This window comes from Burkholderia sp. BE12, assembly GCF_002959955.1.
GTDB lineage: Bacteria > Pseudomonadota > Gammaproteobacteria > Burkholderiales > Burkholderiaceae > Burkholderia.
In genome coordinates, this window is record NZ_PREY01000005.1 from 236,903 (window position 1) to 255,320 (window position 18,418).

Annotated in this window: 18 protein-coding genes and 2 pseudogenes; 11 read left to right on the plus strand and 9 right to left on the minus strand. The window is 66.8% G+C overall.

The features are described 5' to 3' along the window. The first annotated feature begins 32 nt into the window (after window positions 1-32). The 6 genes and pseudogenes from glnP to C4B30_RS07835 all read left to right on the plus strand — a co-directional run. Entirely contained in the window at window positions 33-689 is a 657-nt protein-coding gene (glnP, locus tag C4B30_RS07810) for a glutamine ABC transporter permease GlnP (RefSeq protein ID WP_105132280.1), read from the plus strand. After that, window positions 686-1,414, plus strand: coding sequence for a glutamine ABC transporter ATP-binding protein GlnQ (glnQ, locus tag C4B30_RS07815; RefSeq protein WP_027782757.1), 729 nt, complete (start codon window positions 686-688; stop codon window positions 1,412-1,414). Before glnP ends, glnQ begins: the two co-directional genes overlap by 4 nt. Window positions 1,415-1,434: 20 nt before the next feature. Next, a complete protein-coding gene (locus C4B30_RS07820) occupies window positions 1,435-2,484 on the plus strand; it encodes a C45 family autoproteolytic acyltransferase/hydolase (RefSeq protein WP_105132282.1) in 1,050 nt (349 codons plus the stop codon). Window positions 2,485-2,499: 15 nt separating this feature from the next. After that, window positions 2,500-3,834, plus strand: a complete 1,335-nt coding sequence (locus tag C4B30_RS07825; RefSeq protein WP_105132283.1) for an aspartate aminotransferase family protein — start codon at window positions 2,500-2,502, stop codon at window positions 3,832-3,834. A 25-nt stretch (window positions 3,835-3,859) separates the two neighbouring features. Then, a complete protein-coding gene (locus tag C4B30_RS07830; RefSeq protein ID WP_105132284.1) occupies window positions 3,860-4,414 on the plus strand; it encodes a carboxymuconolactone decarboxylase family protein in 555 nt (184 codons plus the stop codon). A 3-nt stretch (window positions 4,415-4,417) separates the two neighbouring features. After that, window positions 4,418-4,842: pseudogene (locus tag C4B30_RS07835) on the plus strand (TonB-dependent receptor plug domain-containing protein); the annotation flags it as partial. 12 nt (window positions 4,843-4,854) lie between these two features. Here the strand turns inward: C4B30_RS07835 and C4B30_RS07840 are convergent. Further along, the gene (locus C4B30_RS07840) at window positions 4,855-5,589 is read right to left on the minus strand and encodes a fimbrial protein (protein ID WP_158683404.1); all 735 of its coding nucleotides are present in this window, start codon (window positions 5,587-5,589) and stop codon (window positions 4,855-4,857) included. Between the two features lie 127 nt (window positions 5,590-5,716). Further along, window positions 5,717-5,851: a hypothetical protein gene (locus C4B30_RS36045; protein WP_267896569.1), complete on the minus strand. Its 135-nt coding sequence runs from the start codon at window positions 5,849-5,851 to the stop codon at window positions 5,717-5,719. 362 nt (window positions 5,852-6,213) lie between these two features. On the opposite strand from C4B30_RS36045, the pseudogene C4B30_RS36285 reads away from it, so the two are divergent. Together C4B30_RS36285 and C4B30_RS07850 are read left to right on the plus strand one after the other, a co-directional pair. Further along, window positions 6,214-6,306, plus strand: a pseudogene (locus C4B30_RS36285) (carboxymuconolactone decarboxylase family protein); the annotation flags it as partial. Between the two features lie 161 nt (window positions 6,307-6,467). Further along, entirely contained in the window at window positions 6,468-7,274 is an 807-nt protein-coding gene (locus C4B30_RS07850; RefSeq protein ID WP_105132286.1) for an extensin, read from the plus strand. 95 nt (window positions 7,275-7,369) lie between these two features. Here the strand turns inward: C4B30_RS07850 and ahpF are convergent, their stop codons facing one another. From ahpF to C4B30_RS07870, 4 genes are all read right to left on the minus strand, one after another. Then, on the minus strand, window positions 7,370-8,968 hold the full coding sequence (ahpF, locus tag C4B30_RS07855) for an alkyl hydroperoxide reductase subunit F (RefSeq protein ID WP_105132287.1): 1,599 nt from the start codon (window positions 8,966-8,968) through the stop codon (window positions 7,370-7,372). A gap of 119 nt (window positions 8,969-9,087) precedes the next feature. Next, window positions 9,088-9,651, minus strand: a complete 564-nt coding sequence (gene ahpC, locus C4B30_RS07860) for an alkyl hydroperoxide reductase subunit C (RefSeq protein ID WP_027782763.1) — start codon at window positions 9,649-9,651, stop codon at window positions 9,088-9,090. Between the two features lie 137 nt (window positions 9,652-9,788). Continuing rightward, entirely contained in the window at window positions 9,789-9,998 is a 210-nt protein-coding gene (locus C4B30_RS07865) for a CopG family transcriptional regulator (protein WP_105132288.1), read from the minus strand. A gap of 109 nt (window positions 9,999-10,107) precedes the next feature. Next, entirely contained in the window at window positions 10,108-11,004 is an 897-nt protein-coding gene (locus tag C4B30_RS07870; protein ID WP_105132289.1) for a LysR substrate-binding domain-containing protein, read from the minus strand. 176 nt (window positions 11,005-11,180) lie between these two features. Here C4B30_RS07870 and C4B30_RS07875 point away from each other — a divergent pair, with 176 nt between their 5' ends. The 3 genes from C4B30_RS07875 to C4B30_RS07885 are packed head-to-tail and all read left to right on the plus strand — an operon-like array spanning window position 11,181 to window position 14,133. After that, window positions 11,181-12,347, plus strand: a complete 1,167-nt coding sequence (locus tag C4B30_RS07875) for a branched-chain amino acid ABC transporter substrate-binding protein (RefSeq protein ID WP_105132290.1) — start codon at window positions 11,181-11,183, stop codon at window positions 12,345-12,347. An 18-nt stretch (window positions 12,348-12,365) separates the two neighbouring features. Continuing rightward, window positions 12,366-12,890 carry an L-2-amino-thiazoline-4-carboxylic acid hydrolase gene (locus C4B30_RS07880; RefSeq protein WP_105132291.1) on the plus strand — a complete coding sequence of 175 codons (525 nt, stop codon included), beginning with the start codon at window positions 12,366-12,368 and terminating at the stop codon, window positions 12,888-12,890. Further along, the gene (locus C4B30_RS07885; RefSeq protein WP_234015415.1) at window positions 12,883-14,133 is read left to right on the plus strand and encodes a Zn-dependent hydrolase; all 1,251 of its coding nucleotides are present in this window, start codon (window positions 12,883-12,885) and stop codon (window positions 14,131-14,133) included. The genes C4B30_RS07880 and C4B30_RS07885 overlap by 8 nt, the downstream gene beginning before the upstream one ends. Before the next feature lie 29 nt (window positions 14,134-14,162). On the opposite strand, the gene C4B30_RS07890 is transcribed toward C4B30_RS07885, so the two are convergent. From C4B30_RS07890 to glmS, 3 genes are all read right to left on the minus strand, one after another. Further along, complete coding sequence (locus tag C4B30_RS07890) at window positions 14,163-14,999, minus strand: c-type cytochrome (protein ID WP_105132292.1); 837 nt, start codon at window positions 14,997-14,999, stop codon at window positions 14,163-14,165. A gap of 279 nt (window positions 15,000-15,278) precedes the next feature. Then, the gene (locus C4B30_RS07895; RefSeq protein WP_105132293.1) at window positions 15,279-16,547 is read right to left on the minus strand and encodes a hypothetical protein; all 1,269 of its coding nucleotides are present in this window, start codon (window positions 16,545-16,547) and stop codon (window positions 15,279-15,281) included. Then, window positions 16,544-18,367, minus strand: a complete 1,824-nt coding sequence (glmS, locus tag C4B30_RS07900; protein ID WP_089501586.1) for a glutamine--fructose-6-phosphate transaminase (isomerizing) — start codon at window positions 18,365-18,367, stop codon at window positions 16,544-16,546. Before glmS ends, C4B30_RS07895 begins: the two co-directional genes overlap by 4 nt. Window positions 18,368-18,418: the final 51 nt, after the last annotated feature.

Consider the following 18,418-nt stretch of genomic DNA (forward strand, 5'->3'; position numbering starts at 1 on the left):
GCGCGGGTCTTGAATCGAACGGGGAGCGACAAGTGAATTTCGATTGGTCGGCGATCTGGGCGGCGCTGCCGGACCTGATGGACGGGGTCCGGTTGACGGTGTTCATCGCACTTTTCGGGCTGGTGGGCGGCTTCGTCGTCGGGATGATCGCGGGCATGTTCCGCGCATACGGACCGAAGGCGATGAACGTGCTCGCACAGGTCTACATTGAACTGATCCGCGGCACGCCGATCGTCGTGCAGGTGATGTTCCTGTATTTCGCATTGCCGCTGCTCGCGCATATCCGCATCGACGGGTTGACGGCCGCGATCATCGCGATCACGGTGAATTCCGGCGCGTATCTCGCGGAAGTGGTGCGCGGCGCGCTGCTGTCGATCCCGAAGGGGCTGACGGAAGCGGGGCTCGCGATGGGGCTGTCGATGCCGCGCGTGCTGTTGAAGATCGTCGGGCCGCTGGCGTTCCGGCGGCTGATTCCGCCGCTCGGCAACCAGTGCATCGTGAGCCTGAAGGATACGTCGCTGTTCATCGTGATCGGCGTGGGCGAGCTGACGCGCAAGGGGCAGGAGATCATCGCGGGCAATTTCCAGGCGGTCGAGATCTGGAGTGCGGTGGCCGTCATCTACCTGATACTGACCGGCGCGATGACGTTGACGCTTCGGCTCGTCGAAAAGCGGATGAAAATCTTATGAGCATGATCGAATTCCAGAACGTGTCGAAGAGCTTCGGCCATGTACCGGTGCTGAAGAACATCGACCTGAAGATCGACGCGGGTGAGGTGGTCGTCGTGGTCGGCCCGTCGGGCTCGGGCAAATCGACGATGCTGCGCTGTATCAACGCGCTCGAGAAAATCACCGGCGGCGAGCTGCTGGTCGACGGCCAGAGCGTGCGCGGCAATGCGACGACGATCCGCAACATCCGGCTCGAAGCCGGCATGGTGTTCCAGCAGTTCAACCTGTTTCCGCAAATGACCGCGCTCGAGAACGTGATGTTCGGGCCGATGCAGGTGCGCGGCGCGTCGCGCGCCGAGGCGCGCGATCAGGCGATGGCGCTGCTCGACAAGGTCGGCCTCGAATCGCGCGCGAATCATTACCCGTCGGAGCTGTCGGGCGGCCAGCAGCAGCGCGTCGCGATCGCGCGTGCGCTGGCGATCCGGCCGCGGCTGATGCTGTTCGACGAGCCGACATCGGCGCTCGATCCGGAATTGCGCCACGAAGTGCTGAAAGTGATGCAGGATCTCGCGACCGAAGGGATGACGATGATCGTCGTCACGCACGAGATCGGCTTCGCGAAGCGGGTCGGCACGCGGCTGCTGTTCATGGATCAGGGCGGCATTGCCGAGGACGGCCATCCAGTCGACCTGATCGACCGGCCGCCGACGCCGCGCCTGAAGGAATTCCTGAAACACGTGTCCTGAACGAAACCGAAACATCCGACATGCCGCTTTCCCTTTCTCCCGTCATCGCCGGCACGCCGTTCGACATCGGCGTGCGCCTCGGCGAGCTTGCCCGTCCCGTGTTCGATACGTACATGCAGCAGAGCAGTGCATGGCAGGCCGTGCGCCGCTGGCGCGGCCATCCGTTCGTCGATGCGCTGCGGCAGGCCGCGCTGGCCGCGTACCCCGACCTCGTCGCGGAACTCGACGGGATCGCGGCGGGTGTCGGCTGGCCGGCCGAGGACATTTTTCTGTGGAATTGCCGCGGCGAGCTGATTCATAACGCACCGGACGGCTGCACGACGCTCGCCGCGCGCGGCGCGGACGGCACGCGCTGGATCGCGCACAACGAGGACGGCGATCCGTACCTGCGCGAACGTTGCCTGCTCGTCGACGTGCAACCGGCGGGCAAGCCCGGGTTCATCAGTTTCTATTACCCCGGTTCGCTGCCGGGGCATACGTTCGCCGCGAACCGCGCGGGCGTCGCGCAGGCGATCAACAACCTGCGCATCCGCACGCCGGCGCCGGGCGTGCCGCGCATGATTCTTGCGCGGGCGGTGCTCGACGCGACGTCGCTCGACGCGGCCGCCGACGTGCTGCGCACGCATGCGCGCGCGAGCGGCTTTCATCACACGCTCGGCGCGACCGGCGACACGCGCGTGCTGAGTATCGAAGCGAGCGTCGCGCGCTGTTCGGTCGTCGACGTCGCACGGCTTGCGGGCCATGCGAATCACCTGGTGCATCCCGGTTGCGACGGGGAAGCGCAGATCGTCACGCAATCGTCGGCCGACCGCCAGCGACGCGTCGACGCGCTCACGCCCGGCATCGACTCGATCGACGAAGCCGCGCTGCTGCGCGTGCTCGGCGATCGTGCGCCGGAAGGACTGCCGATCTATCGCGACGATCCGGCCGACTCCGACGACGAAAACACGCTGGCGACCGCGGTGTTCGCGATTCACGACACCGCGATCGACTTCACCGTCCATCAACACGGCACGCAGCGCTTCGCGACGCGCATCGTGCCGTCCGGACGCGCACACCGCGCATCCTGATCCATGAGGCCACGCATGACGACCGTTTTTCATCGCGCCCCGCGCGCCACCTTGCCCGTCGCCGTCGCAGGCGACGGCATCGAGATCATCGATTCGACCGGCAAACGCTATATCGACGCGTGCGGCGGTGCGGCCGTATCGTGTCTCGGCCACAGCAACCAGCGCGTGATCGACGCGATCAAGCGGCAGGCGCAGCAATTGCCGTACGCGCATACGTCGTTCTTCACGACCGACGTGGCCGAGGAGCTGGCCGACCGGCTCGTCGATGCAGCGCCGGCCGGGCTCGAGCATGTGTACTTCGTGTCGGGCGGGTCCGAGGCGATCGAGGCCGCGCTGAAGCTCGCGCGCCAGTATTTCGTCGAGAAGGGCGAGCCGCAGCGGCGCCATTTCATCGCCCGTCGCCAGAGCTATCACGGCAACACGCTCGGCGCGCTCGCGATCGGCGGCAACGCGTGGCGGCGCGAGCCGTTCCTGCCGCTGCTGATCGAAGCGCATCACGTGAGCCCGTGCTATGCGTACCGCGACCAGTTGGCGGGTGAAACCGACGAAGCATATGCGCAGCGGCTCGCGGACGAGCTCGAACGCAAGATCGTCGAACTCGGCGCGGAAAACGTCGCGGCATTCGTCGCAGAAACGGTGGTGGGCGCCACGGCCGGCGCGGTGCCGCCGGTGCGTACCTACCTGAAGAAGATTCGCTCGGTGTGCGACAAGTACGGCGTGCTGCTGATTCTCGACGAGATCATGTCGGGGATGGGGCGCACGGGCTACCTGTATGCGTGCGACGAAGACGGCGTCGCGCCCGATCTGCTGACGATCGCGAAAGGGCTCGGTGCGGGCTACCAGCCGATCGGTGCGACGCTGGTGAGCGAGCGCATCTACCGAACGATCGTCGACGGCTCGGGCTTCTTCCAGCATGGTCACACCTATCTCGGCCACGCGACCGCGTGCGCGGCCGCGCTCGAAGTGCAGCGCGTGATTGCGGAAGAGAAGCTGCTCGACAACGTGAAGGCGCGCGGCGAGCAACTGCGCGCGTCGTTGCGCGAGCACTACGGCGCGCATCCGCATGTCGGCGACGTGCGCGGCCGCGGGCTGTTCGTCGGCGTCGAACTCGTGCGCGATCGCGACACCAAGGCGACCTTCGATCCCGCGCTGAAGCTGCATGCGGCGGTCAAGCGCGAAGCGATGCAGCGCGGGTTGATGGTGTATCCGATGGGTGGGACGATCGATGGCGTGCACGGCGATCACATCCTGATCGCGCCGCCGTTCGTCTGCACCGCGCAGCAGATCGATGCGATCGTCGAGCGGTTGTCCGGCGCGATCGACGCGGCGCTCGCGTCGGCCGGCGCGTGAAACCCGATCTCAGCGAATTTTCACCATGACAGACAGACTGCCTCCTTTCGATCCCTCGTCGGCCACCGACGAACAGAAGGCCGTGCTTGCGGACATCCTCAGCGGCCCGCGCGGCAACCTGAACGGGCCGTTCCTCGGCTGGATCGCGAGCCCCGAGCTGGCCCAGCACGCGCAGAAGCTCGGCGCGTTCTGCCGCTATCGCACGGGCCTGCCGCTGCGGCTGTCGGAGCTCGCGATTCTCGTGACGGCCGCGCGCTGGCGCTCGCAGGCCGAGTGGCACATCCACCATCCGATCGCGCTCGACGCGGGTGTACCGGCCGCGACCGCCGATGCGATCCGGCGCGGCGTCGAACCTGCATTCGAATCGGACGACGACGCGCTCATCCATGCGTTCGCGAGCGAGCTGTACGACACGCGGCGGGTGAGCGACGCGACGTTCGCGCGTGCGCAAGCCCGCTTCGGTCACGAAACCGTCGTGAATCTCGTTGCGCTGCTCGGCTATTACGCGCTCGTCGCGATGACGCTGAACACGTTCGGCATGCGCGCGGACGGGCAGACGGAACTACCGTTTCCGGAGTGATGCGTGCAGCCGTACAGGTCTCGCTCGCCGGCTTCCGTGAGTGTCATCACGCTCGCTGGCAGATCGATGAGCGGCAGGCGAGGCGCTTGAGCGACATGGTCAGGAGCGACGCGTCCGTCAACAACGCTTACGCGCCGGTCGGTTACTTCGAGGGCTTTTCGATTCGCGGTTTTTCGATCGATCTCGCGCGCTCGATTCGGATCGACGGCCTGATGATTTCCGGCGAGCAGAATGTGTGGCGCACGAGAACAAGGAGCGTGCGGAAATCCTGACGGGCCGGCCGGCATCGACAGCGGCGTCGTGACGCGGGGCGGCGTGATCAACTTCGTGACCAAGCGCGCCGCGTCGCGAGCGCGACGGCCGGTGTCGGCAGGCGGGGATCGACGTCGGTGGCGGTGGATCTCGGCCGGCGTTTCGGCGTCGATAACTTCGTCGCGCAGTTATTGGTAATCTATCAACACGGACATCATGCCGCCAGTCGTGCCGGGAGCGACTAGCGCGCCGGTTTGAATATAGCGTGCAATCATCTGGATTGCGTACGAGCCGCCATTCGACGAGCTATATGCGTTGAGTTGCAACGATTTGTCGAACGTCGCGGGCGTGCCCTTCGAGTCCGTGATCTGGATCGCGACGCCTTTCGCCGTCGAGCCGGCCAGAACCGGCAGCGTGCCCGCGAGCGTGGAAGCCACGCCACCGACAGGGTTGAGCGTGTAGCCGACACGCGTGAAACCTGGCGGACAATTGTTGAAGCGAAGCTCGAATTCCCGCGTGCCGGACAAGTCGCCGGTCGACCCGACGCCTTTGAGTTTGTCCATGGGCATCTTCGGCAGGGCGACGTTTTGGCTCGGCGCCGTGCAACTGCCCTGGATCACCTTGACATCAGCCGACAGCGCGATGGCGACCCCGGTGCTCATGGGGTTGTTCGAACAATAACCTGTCGCGGCGCCCATGCCGTTCGTGCACATATAGAAATAGGATGGGTTGCCGCCTTGTTGGCCCGCGAGACTTCCGGCGGACAGCGGGCGGGCGTCACGTACCAGCTCTACTTCGAGTGACGAGTTGAGCGGGATGTAGTTGCCGGTGACGTAGTCCAACCGGGTGACGGGCTTGCCATCGACCAGCAGGCGAGTGGAGATGCCCGATACGTTGGTCTGGATGTCCGGTCCATAGCTCAAAGCTGAACCCCCGTTCGACCAGAGCGATATCGCATAGACGCGACACGGCGATGAGTTGCATTGGACTTGACTCAGCGGAATCATGTGGCGACTGATCACCGTACCCGTTGCCAGGTTACTTGGCAGATTAAGTGCCTCCGAACGCCGTGACCGTCGAGAGTCCGGCGAGGGCTTTCGGCGAGATCGACACGGCGATCATCAGAAAGGCCGCCGAGATCAAGCACGCGGCATGGCCCCGGACGATTTTGTGGAGCTGTTGCATGACGGATATTTTCTTTTAGGCGAGTGTTGGAAAATTCGGCTCCTCGTTCTCAGCTCCCTATTTTTTTAGATCGTTTGTCATCGGAGCTCAGTATTGCGAATTCCAGATGCTATATACGTCGCAAATCGCACACAATAAGACAAGTTCTAAAAACCAATTTCGTCTGATGCGCCATGCACAAGAAAACTTCGCTGCATACATCAGCGGACGGTAGCGAGGCGCCTTGAAATCCGTTAGTCCGGACAGACTGCCTCCTTTCGATCCCGAGTCGGCCACCGACGAACAGAAGGCTGTACTTGCCGACATCCTTGGCGGCCCGCGCGGCAACCTGAACGGGCCGCTCCTCGGCTGGATCGCGAGCTGCGCTGCTCGGCTATTACGCGCTCGTCGCGATGACACTGAACACGTTCGGCATGCGTGCGGACGGGCAAACCGATTTGCCGTTTCCGGAGTAACGGCCGTGGGTTGATCGTGCCGGAACAGCGGTGGCGATACGTCTGACGAACGCGTTGCCGACGCGTGCCGACGTCAATGCAACCAAATGTATTCCTGCGGGATCAACGGCCGATGGCCGCGTATGATGGCTTGTTCACGTCGATATGATCGGTGAGCAAGCATGACGAGTACCCGTAAAACCATGATGATCGCCGGCGGGCTCCTGGTAGCCGCGGCCGGCACTGCGTACGTGATGCTCCTGCGCGCGGACCATCGCGCGATCGAAGACGCCGGCATCGGCGATACAGCTGCGCCCGTTGCCGCGGCGCCCGCGAGCAACGATCACGCGGTGCAGGGCGCCATTGCGCCGCCGGCACCGGCCGCCGCGACGGCACCGAAACAGGCGGCTGCAGCGCCGCCTCCCCCCGCACCCACGCCAGCGCCGGCAGCAACCGCGCGCGTCGGCGCCGCGCCTGCGCCGGCTCCGGCGGTTCCGACGGTCAGCGACAAGCCGCAACCGGTAGCGAAGCCGGCCGCACCGCCGCCGAAGGTTACCGTCGTGACGGTTGATGCGCAGGATTCGACCCCATCGGCGCCGCCGCCAGCGCCGGCGCCGGCCGCCAAGCCTGCTCAGTCGGTTGCGCCCGCGCAGGTCACGCAACGTGCGCCGCGCAAGCGCGACGGCCTCGAACGCCACGCAGCCGCCGCCCCGGCCGCGCAGACCGCGCAGACCGCGACAAAATCCGAAACGCCGGAGACGGCCGCGCTCGTCAGGGAATCGGCGAAGCTCGACCCGTCGTTGCCGCCGCCGCCGATCTCATCCATGCCGTCGACGTCGGCGAGCGTCGGTTCGTACCGGCAGGGAAGTGCGTCGTCCGGCGCGAATCCGGTAGCCGCCGCGATGACCGAGCAACTGGTCAGGGAGTCGAGCCATATCAAGACGACGACGCCCGTGCCGGCGAACGGCGGCCCGACCGCGACCAAGTAATCGCGATCGGCCTCGGCATAAAAAGGACCCCGCACGCCGACCAAGGCATGCGGGGCCAAGAGAGACAAACTTTGATGTCGCCGGGCTGACGTGCGTTACGCGGCGACCGCTTCTTCGGCCTGCGGCTGCGCGGTTGCCACCGGCGTCACGTCCTGCCGGATCAGGTGATCGAACGCGCCGAGTGACGCCTTCGCACCTTCGCCGACCGCGATCACGATCTGCTTGAACGGCACCGTCGTCACGTCGCCGGCCGCGAACACGCCCGGCACCGACGTCGCACCGCGCGCATCGACGACGATCTCGCCGTGCTTCGACAGTTCGACCGTACCCTTCAGCCATTCGGTGTTCGGCACGAGGCCGATCTGCACGAACACGCCTTCGAGCTCGATGCGCTGCGTTTCGCCCGAGCGCAGATCCTTGTAGACGAGCCCGTTCAGCTTGCTGCCGTCGCCGGTCAGCTCGATCGTCTGTGCCTGCGTGACGATCGTCACGTTCGGCAGGCTGCGCAGCTTGCGTTGCAGCACTTCGTCCGCGCGCAGTTGCGCACCGAATTCGATCAGCGTGACTTCCTTCACGATGCCCGCGAGGTCGATCGCGGCCTCGACGCCCGAGTTGCCGCCGCCGACCACCGCGACGCGCTTGCCCTTGAACAGCGGGCCGTCGCAGTGCGGGCAGTACGCGACACCGCGATTGCGGTATTCGCGCTCGCCCGGCACGTTGATTTCGCGCCAGCGCGCGCCGGTCGCCAGGATGATCGTCTTCGCCTTCAGCACCGCGCCGTTCGCGAGGCGGATCTGGTGCACGTTGCCCGGAATCAGCGCGTCGGCGCGCTGCACGTCCATGATGTCGACGTCGTACTGCTTCACGTGCTGCTCGAGCGCGGTCGCGAACTTCGGCCCTTCGGTTTCCTGCACCGACACGAAGTTTTCGATCGCCATCGTATCGAGCACCTGGCCGCCGAAACGCTCGGCGACCACACCCGTCGCGATACCCTTGCGCGCCGAGTAGATTGCCGCGGCTGCGCCTGCCGGGCCGCCGCCGACGATCAGCGTGTCGAACACCGGCTTGTTTTCGAGCGATTTCGCCGCGCGCTCGCCGGCGCCCGTATCGAGCTTCGCGAGGATTTCCTTCACGCTGCTGCGGCCCTGGCCGAACGATGCGCCGTTCAGGAACATCGTCGGCACGGCCATGATCTGGCGCGACTCGACTTCATCCTGGAACAGCGCGCCGTCGATCGCGACGTGGCGGATGCGCGGGTTGATCAGCGACATCACGTTCAGCGCCTGCACGACTTCCGGGCAGTTTTGGCACGACAGCGAGAAATACGTCTCGAATGCGTAGTCGCCGTCGAGCGCGCGAATCTGTTCGATCACGTCGTCGTCGAGCTTGATCGGATGGCCGCCCGTCTGCAGCAGCGCGAGCACGAGCGACGTGAATTCATGGCCCATCGGGATGCCGGCGAAGCGGATGCCGGCCGGCTTGCCGGGCTCGCCGATCGAGAACGACGGCTTGCGCTCGGCGTCGTCGCGGCGTTCGGTTACGGTCACGCGATCCGTCAGCGACGCAATCTCGTTCAGCAGCGCATGCAGTTCCTGCGATTTCGCGCTGTCGTCGAGCGAGGCGACGAGTTCGATCGGGCGCGTGATCTTTTCGAGGTACGCTTTCAGTTGAGTCTTGAGATTGGCGTCGAGCATGGCGTTTCGGATTCCGTATTGATAATCATGGTCGGGCACGTCGTGCCGGAGGAGGGCGCGGGCCGCGCGATGCGGCGGCCCGCCGTCGCGCGCCTCGCACGAGGCGCGCGCAGCGATCGTCAGATCTTGCCGATCAGGTCCAGCGACGGGGTCAGCGTTTCCGCGCCCGGCGTCCACTTGGCCGGGCACACTTCACCCGGGTGCGCCGCGATGTATTGCGCCGCCTGCACCTTGCGCAGCAGTTCGCCCGCGTCGCGGCCGATGCCGTTGTCGTGGATTTCGCACAGCTTGATCTCGCCTTCCGGGTTGATCACGAACGTGCCGCGCAGCGCCATCCCTTCTTCCTCGATCAGCACGTCGAAGTTGCGCGACAGCGTGAGCGTCGGATCGCCGATCATCGGGTACTTGATCTTGCCGATCGTGTCCGACGTGTCGTGCCATGCCTTGTGCGTGAAGTGCGTGTCGGTCGACACGCCGTAGATTTCGACACCCAGCTTCTGGAATTCCGCGTAACGGTCGGCGAGGTCGCCCAGTTCGGTCGGGCAGACGAACGTGAAGTCGGCCGGGTAGAACACGACGACGGACCACTTGCCCTTGAAGTTCTCGTCAGACACGGTCACGAAATCGCCGTTGTGGTAAGCGGTTGCCTTGAACGGCTTGATTTGGGTGTTGATGATCGGCATCTGGTGATTTCCTTTGCTTCAGTGGTGAGTGGAGTGTTGCCAGTATCCGGGTTCACCCTGAAGTTGTGAAATTGCTTGTTTCAATCCGGGGCATCGGAAATTCCTATCTGCTTCCGGCCCTTGATTGGGTGGGCTTTTCACCATTCCGAGCGCAATCTGTCCAGATCGACGACCGCGCGGCCCTTCCATAGACCGAACACATCGTCAGCGAGTGTCACCGCGTGCTGGGCGATATACGCATCGATTGCATCGCGGATGATCTCGGCCGGGGAACTGCCATTGATCGCCGCGATGCTGGTCAGCGCCGCGTGCTGGTCATCCGACAGATCGATGGGAACTCTGGTCATTGCAACCTCCGTTAGGTGACACGCCCATCCTGGCTATCCGGCAGAGGAAGGGCAAGGTCGCGGCATTTCCTGATAAGCAGGCCGACAGCGTAGCGGCGGCCCGGCCCGCTCAAATCCCCGCCATCTTCCGCAACCACGCCGCGAGCCGCCGCGCGCCGTCCGGCATGTCCGCGTCGTCGCGCGTGCACAGGTAGTAGTCGCGCCCGTCGTCGAGCACATGATCGAACAGCTTCACGAGCTCGCCGTTCGCCAGCTCGCGCTCGACCAGCGGCGCGCGCAGCAGCGCGGCGCCCAGATCCGCGCGCGCGGCGCTCAGCGTGAGCTGGCCATCCTCGAACATCGGCCCCACCGCGTGCGACACGTGCCGCACGCCGGCGCCCTGCAGCCAGTTGACCCATGTGCTGCGATCCTCGTCGTGCACGAGCGGCGCGCGCGCGAGATCGGCCGGCGTGCGGAACGGCCCGTGGCGCTTCAGGAACGATGGACTGCACATCGGCACCATCGCGCCCGGCAGCAGCCGCTCGCAGCGGTAGCCGGGCCAGTCGCCGGTGCCGAAGCGGATCGACAGGTCCGACGCATCGCTTCGGTAGTTGCGGTGATGCGCGTACAGCACGGTCACGTCGACGTCCGTGTTGTCGGCCAGGAACGCGTGGAGCCGCGGAATGAACCAGCCGATGCCGAGCAGCGGAATCAGGCTGACGGTGATCTGCCGCAGCGACGAACGGTCGCGCACGAAGCGCGTCGCGCTGCGCAGCACCGAGAACGCGGCGCTGATGGAGCGGTAGTAGTCGCGTCCTTCGTCGGTGAGTGCGAGCAGCCGGCCCTCGCGCACCGTCAGCGGCGTCTGGATGAACGCTTCGAGCAGTTGCAGCTGGTGGCTGACCGCCGACGGCGTGATGTCGAGTTCGCCCGCCGCCGCGGTGACCGAGCCGAGGCGCGCGAATGCTTCGAACGCACGCACCGCGCGCAGCGGCGGATCGTGCGGCAATTGTTCGATATTTTTCATGTATCGAATTTTATCGAAAAGTCAGGGTAAGCGACAACATGAAAATATCCTGCATTTACAGTGATGTACGCTAATCTGTCAGGAACGATATAAGCATCCAACGATTGGGTATTTGGGGTTTGGGTGCTGAATATTTAATATTTTTCATGTTTTGATTCGACTCCCGATCCCCGCACATGAAAATCGCTTTTCTTTCCGCCAGTCTCGCTTTCTCGGCGGCCACCCTGGTCGCCTCCGTTCCCGCGTTCGCACAGTCCGCGCCGCAGACGGTCCTGATCGGTCTCGCCGCGCCGCTCACCGGCCCGTCCGCGCGGATCGGCAAGGATCTGCAGAACGGCGCGCAACTCGCGATCGACGACGCGAATGCGAAGCATCCGACCATCGGCGGCAAGCCGGTCGTCTACAAGCTCGTCGCGGCCGACGACCAGTCCGACCCGCGCACGGCCGTCGCGGTCGCGCAGCAGCTTGTCGATCAGCACGTGATCGGCGTCGTCGGTCACTGGAACACGGGCTGCAGCGTGCCGGCGTCGCGCGTGTACCGCGATGCGGGCATCCCGCAGATCGCCCCGGCTTCCACCGGCCATCAATACACGCAGCAGGGCTATCCGACGGCGTTCCGCATCATGGGGCACGACGATGCGGGCGGTAACTTCACCGGTGCGTACGCGGTGAAGACGCTGAACGCGAAGCGCATCGCGGTGATCGACGATCGCACGTCGTTCGGCGCGGGGCTGGCCGACCAGTTCATCAAGGGCGTGCAGGCGAACGGCGGCACGATCGTCGATCGCCAGTACGTGAACGACAAGACGACCGACTTCAGCGGCGTGCTGACCGCGATCAAGGGCAAGCGCGCGGATCTCGTGTTCTTCGGCGGCCTCGATGCGCAGGCCGCGCCGATCGCGCGCCGGATGCGCCAGCTCGGCGTGAACGCGCCGCTGCTCGGCGCGGGCGGCTTCGTGAGCCAGACCTTCCTGTCGCTCGCCGGCAAGGACGGCGACGGCGTGACGGCGCTCGAGCCGGGCCTGCCGCTCGACCGGATGCCGGGCGGCAAGGCGTTCGACACGCAATACCGGGCACGCTTTCACGCGCCGATCGAACTGCATGCGCCCTTCGCGTACGACGCCGCCGCCACGCTGATCGCGGCCGCGCAGAAGGCCGGCACGACCCAGCCGGCGAAGCTGGTCGCGGCCGTGCGCGCGATCGAGCGGCCCGGCGTGACGGGACGCATCGCGTTCGACGGCGAAGGCAACCTGAAGGACCCGGCCTTCACGATCTACCAGGTGCGCGGCGGCAAGTGGGCCGTCGTCGACGTGCTCGGCGGCTCGCGCACCGCAACCAAGTAAACGATAAAGACGATCCCCATGACCGAAGCGAACCAGACATCCGCCGCCGCACCCGAGGACACGCGCCTCGGCATCCTCGCGCGGCGCCGCATCGAAGCGGAAATCATCAAGCCGATCTACGAGATCATGAAGCGCGAATTCGGCGCCGAGCGCGCGCAGGCCGTGATCGCCGAGGCCGTGCGCGGCGCGGCCGTCGACGCGGGCCGCACGTTCGCCGCGCAGGAGCCGGGCGGTACGAGCGTGAAGTCGTTCATCGCGCTGCAGGTGCTGTGGGAGAAGGACGATGCGCTCGACGTCGAGGTGCGGCGCGCGGACGACGCGCACTACGACTACGACGTGCATCGTTGCAGCTACGCGGAGATGTATCACGCGATGGGGCTCGGCGAGATCGGGCACCTGCTGAGCTGCGCGCGCGACAGCTATTTCATCCAGGGCTATGCGCCGGACATCGCGCTCACGCGCACGAGCACGATCATGCAGGGCGGCAAGCGCTGCGACTTCCGCTATGCGCTGCAAGGCGTGCCGGAGAACGGCGATGCATGACACCACCATGACCATGCCGCGCGTCGACGGCGACCGCCTGTGGGCGTCGCTCGAACGGATGGCGCGGATCGGCGCGACGCCGAAGGGCGGCGTCTGCCGTCTCGCGCTGACCGATCTCGACCGCGAGTCGCGCGACCTGTTCGTGCAGTGGGCGCGCGACGCCGGCTGCACGGTGCGCGTCGATCGGATGGGCAACGTGTTCGCGCGCCGCGCGGGCCGCAATCCCGGCGCCGCACCGGTGATGACGGGCTCGCACGCCGATTCGCAGCCGACCGGCGGCCGCTACGACGGCATCTACGGCGTGCTCGGCGGGCTCGAGGTCGTGCGCGCGCTGAACGACGCCGGGATCGAGACCGAGCGCCCGATCGACGTCGTGATCTGGACCAACGAGGAAGGATCGCGCTTCGCGCCGGCGATGGTGTCGGCCGGCGTGTTCTCGGGCGTCTACACGCTCGAATATGGCCTGTCGCGCACCGACGGCGCAGGCCGCACGATCGGCGAGGAGCTCGAACGGATCGGCTACGCGGGCGCGGAGCCGGTCGGCGGCTATCCGGTGCACGCGGCGTACGAACTGCATATCGAGCAGGGCGCGATTCTCGAGCGGGCCGGCAAGACGATCGGCGTCGTGACGGCCGGGCAGGGGCAGCGCTGGTACGAGGTGACGCTCACCGGTGTCGACGCGCACGCGGGCACGACGCCGATGGCGTTCCGTCGCGACGCGCTGGTCGGCGCGGCGCGGATGATCTCGTTCGTCGAAGTGCTCGGCCGCCGTTACGCACCGGATGCGCGCGCAACGGTCGGGATGATCGACGCGCGGCCGAATTCGCGCAACACGGTGCCGGGAGGCTGCTTTTTCACGGTCGAATTCCGTCACCCCGACGATGCGGTACTCGACGAACTGGACGCGGCGCTGCGCGCGGAACTCGCACGTGTGGCCGACGAAACCGGCCTCGGCGCGCGGATCGAGCAGATTTTCACGTATGCGCCGATACCGTTCGCGCCGCGCTGCATCGACACGGTGCGAGACGCGGCCCGCGCGCTCGGGCTGCCGCACATGGACATCGTGTCCGGCGCGGGCCATGACGCGTGCTATGTCGCGCGTGTCGCGCCGACCGGCATGATCTTCGTGCCGTGCGTCGACGGGCTGAGCCACAACGAGGCCGAAGCGATTACGCCGGAATGGGCGACGGCAGGCGCCGACGTGCTGTTGCGCGCGGTGCTGCAGAGTGCGCAGGAAGCGTAAGCGCGACGGGCGGGTAACCGGCGCGCGGCTTACTTGCCGGCCTTGCGGCGCGCCATGTACGCGAGATACGCGACGATCTCGTCAAGCTCCCGGTCGCTCAACTGATCGGGCGGAAACGCCGGCATGCGGCGGCCCGGCCAGTCGCGCACCGACGCAGGGTTGCGGATGTAGCGGCGCAACGCGGCGGGCTGGAAGTAGTCGACCGGGTTCATCGGCGCGTTTAGATCCGGGCCGGCCTGGCTGCTGCCCGCGCCGTCGATGCGGTGACACGCGAGACATTGCGTGACGAACAGGTGCTGGCCCGCGCGGGCCGGGTCGTTCGCGGGCAACGCGGCATCGACGGCGAGCGACGGCCAGCGCGCGAGCGGCGACGATTCGATCGTGATGCGCACGATCTGGTAGGGCCACTGCTCGCCGCGTACCGACGACGCGTCCGGCCCGAGCCAGACGAGATAGAACGGCCCCGCGCTGACCTGCTTGCCGGGCAGCTTCGGCCACGGATGGGCCGGATCCTCGATCGCGAGCCACGGGATCGCGCCGGCCGGTGCGCGGCGGCGCACGAGATCGAGCGGCAGTTGCGCGGCGAAACCGTCGGCCGCGCGCGTTTCGAGCACGCCGTCGGCCGGCAGCGGCGTGTCGCCGAGCAGCGCGGCGAACGGCACCGCGCGGAACGTCATCGGCCGGCCGTACGCGATGTCGCGCGGCACGTGGATGTCGGTCGCGTCCGTCCGGGCGAGCAGCGTCTGTCGGGTGAGGGCGCGGGCCGTGCCGTCGGTGTCGAGTTCGAGCATGGACTGGGCCGACGCGCGTTGCCCGAGCAGGCAAACCGTCAGCAGCACGAGCGAAAACCACTGGCGCTTCAGCATTCGTTCTCCGGGAAGGGGCGTTCCGGCGGCGGCAGGAGGCGGGACGCCGCGGCCGATGGAAGGAATCGGGCGACAGTCTATCCGGTACGGGCGGCGCTGGCGAATTCGGCGCGCGAAGGCGCGGCGGTCATGCTCGAACAGGCCCGCAACAGCGCGCCCGGCTACCTGGCGGCTGAATGAGCGCGGTGTTGGCGTAACGCGTTTCGGACCAGGGAAGGCGGGGGGCGATGGCGACACGCGGTCTGCCCGCGTTCGCGACGTTGCGTTACCGGACCGCCATCAGTGACTCGAACACGACACTTCGTTCTTCGATATCGGCGTGCGTTGCTCCGGTTCGAAATCGGCTTCGCGTACCCCCGACGGCGTCAGCGATACGAAATGCATCGCCGTGCCTCGCGCCGGGAAACCGGCGATGCCGGTCGAGCCCCACGGAATCGGCGAGCGCTGCACGCCGCTCACCGCAATTTCCGCCGGCGCAAGCGCGAGCGTCAGCAGCCGCCCGTCGCGGGTCGGCACGTACGCGTGCGTGCCGGCGACGCCGATGCCCGATTCGCGCACCGAAGCGGGCAGGCAATCGAGCGTGGCCGTGCGGCGGCCGTCCGGGGCGATCAGCATCGCGACGCCGCGATCGTCCGCTGTCGTCGTGACGACGATGAAACGGTCGATCTCCGGCACATAGGCGGTTGAATACACGTAGTACTGGACTGCGTCGTTCAGCGATCCGAGTTTCTCCAGCTTCGCGGTGACCGGATCGAACATCGCGTATTCGAGCGTTGCGTCCGTGCTGCCTTCGATGAACTTCTGCCACACGAGCAGCGCGTTGCGCGGCGAGCCCGCGATCACGGGCCACCACTCGCGGCGGTGCGGCGCGACCGCGACATGGTTCAGCACGCGCCCGGCCGCGTCGTAGGTTTTCAGGTAGACGCCGTTGCCGCTGCCGAGGTTGTCGACGCCGCCGCCGTCGACCCAGTCGGCCGAATAAAACACGACGAAACGGTCGCCGACCGTCGCGACATGCCCCGAATGGCCGCCCGATTCGACGTCGTTCGGGTAAGGCTTGATCGGCTTCAGGTCGCGGCGGTAGACGCCGTAGCGCTGGCTGACTTCCTGCGGCGTGTCCCAGCCGTCCTCGAACGTGACGAAGATGTCGCCGTGCGCGTTCTGCGCGATCGATACGGGTTCCTGCGCCTCGGGGCGGCTGATGAACGTGCGCACGTGCAGCACGCGCGGCTTGTCGGGCTGCCATTCGCCGACGTACACGTCGTGCGGCCAGTTGCCGCTGCGCAGCGCACCGCGCGGCGCGACGCCCGAGCTGCTGAAGAACACCCAGCGTTTGCCGTCGCCGGCGTCGGCCACGCCGATGCCGTGCATGAAGCGCCGCGGGTCGCCGGTGTCCTGCGGCGACGACGGGGCGCTCGACACGGTGACCGTATGCACGGCCGGCGCGCCGGCGAGGGCCGGCGGCGGCGCGCCGAGGCCGCCCGCGCCGCAGAGCGCGGCCGCGGCCAGCCGCATGACCGCCCGTATCGGGCGCGTTCGCCGCCTCATTCGACGGTCACCGATTTCGCGAGGTTGCGCGGCTTGTCGACGTCGGCGCCGCGCGCGCAGCCGACGTGATACGCGAGCAGTTGCAGCGGAATCACGTTGACGATCGGCGACAGCAGGTCGCCCGATTCGCGCACGCGGATCAGGTGCGTGTCGCGGTCGGCGTCGATTTCGAGCTGATTGCCGGCCAGCACGTAGAGCCGGCCGCCGCGCGCACGCACCTCGGCCATGTTGGATTTCAGCTTCTGGAACAGGCGATCGTCCGGCGCGATCGTGACCACCGGCATCGCGCTCGTGACGAGTGCGAGCGGCCCGTGCTTCAGCTCGCCGGCCGCATAGCCTTCCGCGTGGATGTACGACACTTCCTTGAGCTTCAGCGCGCCCTCCATCGCGATCGGGAAATGGATGCCGCGCCCGAGGAACAGCGCGTTCTCGGTGCGCGCGAACTTCGCGGCCCAGCCCATGATCTGCGTTTCCAGCGCGAGCGCGTGGCCGATGCGATCGGGCAGCGCGTGCAACTGCTTCAGGTGCGTCGCGACTTGCGCGGCATCGAGCCGGCCGCGCAGTTGCGCGAGCGTCAGCGTCAGCACGAACAGCGCGACGAGCTGCGTGGTGAACGCCTTGGTCGACGCGACGCCGAGCTCGGTGCCGGCCCGCGTCAGGAACCGCAGCGGCGCGTTGCGCGCGATCGTGCTGGTCGCGACGTTGCAGATCGCCATCGACAGGTCCTGGCCCATCGCGCGTGCCTGCTCGATCGCGCCGATGGTGTCGGCCGTTTCGCCCGACTGCGAGATGCCGACGACGAGCGTGCGCGGATCGGCCACCGTGTCGCGATAACGGAATTCGCTGGCGATCTCGACCTGGGCGGGCACGCCCGCGATGCTTTCGAGCCAGTACTTCGCGGTCAGGCCCGCGTAGTAACTGGTGCCGCAGCCGAGCAGCAGCACGCTTCTCACCCGCGACAGCTGCGCGTGCGTGCCTTCCGTCGCGTCGAACAGCGCCGGCGAGATCGTGTCGATGCCGTCGAGCGTGCTGGCGATCGCCTTCGGCTGCTCGAAGATTTCCTTCTGCATGAAGTGCTGGTACGGGCCGAGCGCGGCGTCGTCCGCGCGCGCCTTCACTTCGCACAACGGGCGACGCGCTTCCTGTCCGCCCGCATCGACCACGGCGATGCGCTCCGGCGTGATCAGCGCGACGTCGCCGTCCTCCAGGTACACGAAGCGGTCGGTCAGGTCGCCGAGCGCCGCGCAGTCGGACGCGAGGTAGTTCTGCTTGGCGCCGATGCCGATCACAAGCGGCGAGCCGGCGCGCGCGGCGACGAGGCGCTGCGGCTCGCGCGCGCCGAGCACCGCGATCGCGTACGCGCCGTGCAGCCGTTTGACGGCGCGCACCACCGCGTCGAACAGGTCGTCGCGATAGAGACTGTGGATCAGGTGCGCGATGACCTCCGTGTCGGTCTGCCCGCGAAACGTATAGCCGCGTTCGCGCAGCTCGGCGCGCAACGTATCGTGGTTCTCGATGATCCCGTTGTGCACGACGGCGATCGTGTCGCCCGACATGATCGGGTGCGCGTTCATTTCCGACGGCGCGCCGTGCGTCGCCCAGCGCGTATGCGCGATGCAGGTCTGCGCTTCGAGACCGAGCGTCAGCACGCGATCCTGCAGGTCCGTCACGCGTCGCAGCGTGCGTTCGCTGCGCAGGCGGCCATCACCCTGCACGGCGATGCCGCACGAATCGTAGCCGCGATATTCGAGCCGGCTCAACGCATTGACCAGTTGCGGCACCTGATTGTTCAGGCCGCTTGCTCCGACGATTCCGCACATGATTCACCTCGTCTCCAGGAAGTTGCTGGCTGGCGCGCGACGCGCGGCAGC